General features: G+C 62.7%; 6 protein-coding genes and 1 pseudogene. 4 read left to right on the top strand and 3 right to left on the bottom strand.

Going from position 1 to position 4803, the window contains the following annotated elements:
- Nucleotides 1-232: pseudogene (locus tag Q319_RS0122415) on the bottom strand (IS4 family transposase); the annotation flags it as partial.
- Here Q319_RS0122415 and yidD point away from each other — a divergent pair.
- From yidD to Q319_RS25095, 4 genes are all read left to right on the top strand, one after another.
- Nucleotides 123-635, top strand: a complete 513-nt coding sequence (yidD, locus tag Q319_RS29045; protein WP_342667900.1) for a membrane protein insertion efficiency factor YidD — start codon at nucleotides 123-125, stop codon at nucleotides 633-635. The pseudogene Q319_RS0122415 and the gene yidD sit on opposite strands and share 110 nt — an antisense overlap.
- A gap of 21 nt (nucleotides 636-656) precedes the next feature.
- On the top strand, nucleotides 657-1418 hold the full coding sequence (locus Q319_RS0122410) for a hypothetical protein (protein ID WP_029484625.1): 762 nt from the start codon (nucleotides 657-659) through the stop codon (nucleotides 1416-1418).
- Between the two features lie 471 nt (nucleotides 1419-1889).
- Nucleotides 1890-2996 (top strand): EAL domain-containing protein, encoded by a 1107-nt coding sequence (locus Q319_RS0122405; RefSeq protein WP_245619446.1) that lies wholly within the window; start codon nucleotides 1890-1892, stop codon nucleotides 2994-2996.
- A 62-nt stretch (nucleotides 2997-3058) separates the two neighbouring features.
- Complete coding sequence (locus Q319_RS25095) at nucleotides 3059-3871, top strand: sensor domain-containing diguanylate cyclase (protein ID WP_211252413.1); 813 nt, start codon at nucleotides 3059-3061, stop codon at nucleotides 3869-3871.
- A gap of 226 nt (nucleotides 3872-4097) precedes the next feature.
- On the opposite strand, the gene Q319_RS27635 is transcribed toward Q319_RS25095, so the two are convergent.
- Nucleotides 4098-4256, bottom strand: coding sequence for a hypothetical protein (locus tag Q319_RS27635; protein ID WP_156039551.1), 159 nt, complete (start codon nucleotides 4254-4256; stop codon nucleotides 4098-4100).
- A 26-nt stretch (nucleotides 4257-4282) separates the two neighbouring features.
- Nucleotides 4283-4711 carry a helix-turn-helix domain-containing protein gene (locus tag Q319_RS0122390; RefSeq protein WP_029484622.1) on the bottom strand — a complete coding sequence of 143 codons (429 nt, stop codon included), beginning with the start codon at nucleotides 4709-4711 and terminating at the stop codon, nucleotides 4283-4285.
- Between the last annotated feature and the right edge of the window lie 92 nt (nucleotides 4712-4803).

Below are 4803 nucleotides of genomic sequence, written 5' to 3'. Positions count from 1 at the left end.
TCAATTTCGGGTCCTGTATACACCGTCCCAGACGCTTCTTCTTGGCTTCTGGGGAGCTGGTCCCAGGCATGGCCTGGGACCACTGCTGTTGATTGGTAGAGCGTTGCTCGATCAGCGAACACATGGCGTCTTCGACGCGTTGCAAGGTATCGCGTCGCAAAAAGGGGAAGCGCTCTTTCAAGAGCTGGGCAAACTTGATCGCGTCGATTTGGGCGGCTTCTTCGTGTCTCATAACTCCAAGAAGCCGCCTTTCGCCGTCCCAGATGACAACCAAATGCTCAAATGTCAAAAATGCTGTTCAGGACGCTATTGAAATCGAGTTGTCCGGTACTGAAGTTCGGATTATGTCTCTACTTGACGCTTCCGCCCTGACCGGGATTACCCTTTACCAACGTTGGCTTTCTCCCTTTAAAGGCTTTCGCTGTGCCTACGCGGCCTTCTACGGCGCAGGGTCATGCTCGGTGGCCGTCGCCCAGATCATTCGGGAACAGGGTGTGGGCAGCCCAGCCATTGCCGCTCAGTTCACAGCCTGCCGGCAGGCGTATGGGCACCTCCCAGCCCAGAGGACGGGCGGCGCTCGCATGCGGGGCGTGTGGTGCTGTGGCCCCCTGCCCATTCCATTTCGTTGCGGCTGACGCTACAACTGGAGGTTTTTCGTGCCTGAACAGCACCACCACACGCCGTCAGGCCAGCCGTACGGCGAGTTCATTACGTCCAAGGGGCTGGCGGAACACCTTGGCGTTTCCAGCCGGACCCTTCAACGTCTGGCCGACGGGTACAGCAAAGTCCACGGGGCGTTGCCTACTGCCCGGCCTGGAGGCCGGGCCAACGTGTTTCCGTTGATCGCTGTGGAGCGGATCAAGGCCGCGCATCTGCTGACGCGCGACGTTCCCGGCCTACGCGCCATCCAAGCCTTGGAAGCCTTGCGCGATGGCGTGGTCTTTCCGGCTCACCCTGCCGACTCCTCGGCGCACAATGCCCTGGTTCCTGTGATGGCCGAGCTGAGCGCCCTTCGTGCGGAGATGACCCAGCTCCGGTCTGAAGTGATCAGTCTTCAGGCGCTCTTGCGGGCGGTGGTTGGTGCGCCTGAAGCTCTGCGGCTGTCAGGAGACGAGTTGACTTTAACTGAACCTGAAGAAAGCAGGCGAGTGTGGCAGACTTCGACGCAACTTGACGTGCGTTGCAAGCGGACAGCCAGCCTTCAGCCCGGTCTGCTGCGCCTGATTTCTGATCTGGAAGCGGGCTACACCCTGCTGGAAACGCGGGGAGAGGTGGTGTTGCTCACGCCCAGAGGCCAGCAGGTCCGCCTGGTAGACCCCCGCATCGTCGCCGCGCTCATCAAGCAGGGCTGGCTGAGCCGGCAGGCGGGTGGCCTTCAACTCACCGCCTCCCCCTTCATCACGCCGATCCCCATGTAGGGCCTGTCAGGTTGGAGTAGACCCGCCCGGGGGAGGGACAGTCAGGCAGATAGGGCAAAAATCTACTGACAGCTCAGTTCAACGCCTCCTTGGTCACCCCGTTTACAGGAAGTCAGACCACAGAGCTAACTTCGGCTGGCCCTGGGGCGGGCTTTTGGTAAGGCTGTTTACTGGAAGACAGACATTGTCACTGGGGTCCCCGACAAGGCTAACCCAACGTCCTGGATCGTAGATCCAAAAAATCACTGCCGTCGCTGGTGGATACGATCGACGCTTACCCTCGCCACCGGTCTCTCCCACCCACGGCAGGTCAGAGCACCGTAAGACTCGCCCAGCAGCCAGGCTCACATTGTGTAGGTGCCTGATTCGATGACCACGAGAATGCATGAGGAGCAAATGAAGTCGACGTCATGCTGCACGGCATTCCTCGGCTTCAGAGTTCTGTGAACGTGTGGTGCGTACCATCCGGCAATGTCCTCCTATGATCCGCCTCGCTCTGTGCCCAAGGGCAACGGCGGCCCAGCACTCTGCGACTGCCAGACCGTCGCACCGCTGGACATGACCCGCGTCACCGGCCTGTCCATTCGCGCTGGCTCCACCCACCTGCAACGCAAACTCGCTGTCTTTCTGTCCGCCCATGACATTCCCGGCGAAATCGAGGCAGGTTCCATTCGGGTGAGTCGGACGTCGTTTGGCCGATTGGACGGTCTTCTGGCCGCGTTTTCACGCACGGAGCGCCCGGACCTGCTGGCCGCCCCCTGGCTGGACGGACGGCTTGACCTCTGGCAGCTGGCCCCGTTGGAGCAGTGGATGCAGCGCCTGGCCACGCCCTGGTTCGCCACCATCAGCGATCACCTGAAGTTTCACCTGCAACCGGTGGTTCATCTGAGTACGGGCGAAGTGTACGGCTACGAAGCCCTGGTCCGCGCGCAGCAGCACGGCCCATTGATCGGTGCCTGGCCCCTGCTGCAAGCGGCGGCGGCGCATGGACAGGCCCGCGCCTTCGACGCCCATGCCCGCAAGACGGCCATCCGCCAGGCCTACCCGCAACTCGGCGCGGACCAGCAACTCTTTATCAACTTCGCTCCAGGCGTGGTCTACAACCCGGACATCTGCCTCCAGACGACGTTTGCCGCCTGCCGGGAGGTGGGGGCCGACTTCTCGCGGCTGGTCTTTGAGGTGACCGAAAGCGAGACCTTCCCGGACCTGGGATTGCTGCGCTCCATTCTGGAGCGCTATCAGCAGGAAGGCGCACAGGTGGCCCTGGATGACCTGGGGGCCGGACACACCAGCCTGAGCTACCTGACGGAGCTCCGTCCAGACATCGTCAAGCTGGACCGGGCGCTGATCAGCGGCCTGCATGAGAATGACCGCCGGGTCCCCCTGGTCAGCGCGCTGATCGGGTACGCCCATGACCTGGGCATCCGGGTCGTCGCGGAGGGCATTGAGACGCAGGGCGAGCTGACCCTGATGATGACCCTGGGCGCCGACTATGCGCAGGGCTATTTTCTGGGTCGGCCAGTCCCCCAGGCGGCAGGTCTCCTTCCCCAGGCTGCCAGCTTCTGGTCCTCATCATGATTCACCTTGCCGCACAGAATGAAGCGGCGAATCGGCCTCTGGAGACTTCTTTGGTGTGGCAGGTGCTGGACACTGCGGATGTCGGCCTGGTGGTGACCGACGCCCAGCGGCGCATTGTGTATGTCAACGAGACCTTCAGTCGGGCGACGGGTTACACCCTGGAGGAGGTCAGGGGACACAGCTGCGCTTTACTTCAGGGTACGCAGACGGATCCGGCGGACATCGCGTTCATGCGTGCGGCCCTGGACCGTGGGGAGCCGTTCGAACGGGTCGTGCTGAACTACCGCAAGGATGGTAAGCCGTTGTGGTACCGGCTGCGGGTGCAGCCGATGTTCGTGGACGGCACGTTGCAATATTTTGTGGGCGTTCAGGAGGATTATTCGGAGGCCCACGCTGCGCAGCGTGAATTGGAGCGTCTGGCCTACCATGACGGCCTGACGGGCTTGGGGAACCGCCGCGCCTTTGACCTGCAACTGCACCGACTCGTCGGTGAGGGCCAGCCGTTTGTCCTCCAGCTCCTGGATCTCGACAACTTCAAGCAGGTGAATGACCGGTACGGTCATCCTGCCGGAGACGCCTTGTTACAGCGGGTGGCCGCTTGCCTGATGCAGGTCTCACAGGAGGCCGGGACGGCCTTCCGGCTGGGCGGCGACGAATTCGGTCTCCTGTGGCCAGGTGCGGACCAGGCTGAGTCGAGCCTGGCCACAGGACTGCTCGGTGACCTGGTCAACGTCGATGGCGAGCGCATCTGCGGGGCCAGGGGGACGGCGCGTTTTCCTGAGGAAGCGGGTGATGGCGAGGAATTGTTGCGGCTCGCGGACCGGCGCCTGTATGCGCAGAAGGCGCTGACGCGGCGGGGCCAGGCCGCGAGGTAGCGCTGACGCATCCTGCCGTTCAGCCCGACCGTCGTGGGCCGCCCTCAGGCTATTGAGAATAAAGATTCGGCCTTCCGGCTTTATCGCTCGGGACTGCAAATTCGTCTGCCGCTGCGATCTTGCCAAGCAGCCAGCGACTTGAGGCGGCTTGCCCCAGCCAATGACGATCACACTCACGCACTCAGCCGCCTGTCAGCGGCTCAAGCCGGGCCTGTGCGCAGGTGCCTTACGGCTCGTCCCGACGCGGCCCCCCCAGCTTCTCGATGCGGTCCTGATGCGTCACCGCCGCCACTTCCAGCTCCGCGCCACGTTCCTGCGCCTCCTGTTGCCGCTCTTCGAGGGCGGCGATCTGCTCCAGGTCCCGGGTCTCCGCCGCTTCCAGCACCTCGATGTCGCGTTGTGAACGCTCGGCTAGTCCGAGAGCTGCTCCTTCTGGGCCGCGTGGGTCTGCCCGTCCTGCTCCAACTGGCGGATCCGCAACAACGTCTGTACGGACACAAAGGGGCGCCGGGTTTTTCTTGGCTGGACCGGAATCAGATCCAGTTCCCGGAGCAGGCGTCGGACCTCATGACGGCCAGGCGCAGCCTGACCGTACTGCCTGACGAGTTGACGCTGAACGCGCCGATACCCATAGGTTGGATTCGCCAGCGCGACGTCACGCACCTGACCACGGTGCGATTCACACCGTGCCTGACGAACTTTCGCTCGTCGGGCGTATCGTCTGGCATCACGCAACTTCCAGTACGGCACTTCAACGTCCCGGGCAAAGCTGGACAGGCTGATGTGGGGCTGGTCTTGGAGCACCTCGGCATACAGCTTGAGGGCCTGCTGAACGCTCAAAGACCCCGGGCTTTTTTTGCGATGTAGAGCGACAGCTCCTTCTCACCCAGCAGGCTTTTCAGACGCTCGTTTTCCTGCTCGAGGGCTTTGAC

The sequence above is a fragment of the Deinococcus marmoris DSM 12784 genome (assembly GCF_000701405.1).
In the GTDB taxonomy this organism is placed as follows: Bacteria; Deinococcota; Deinococci; order Deinococcales; family Deinococcaceae; genus Deinococcus; species Deinococcus marmoris.
This window is presented reverse-complemented; position numbering and strand designations above follow the sequence as displayed.

What these genes read in the sequence shown, in the direction of transcription:
- yidD (WP_342667900.1), top strand. Translation starts at nt 123, where the DNA reads ATGGCGTCTTCGACGCGTTGCAAGGTATCGCGTCGCAAAAAGGGGAAG.
- Q319_RS0122405 (WP_245619446.1), top strand. Translation starts at nt 1,890, where the DNA reads ATGTCCTCCTATGATCCGCCTCGCTCTGTGCCCAAGGGCAACGGCGGC.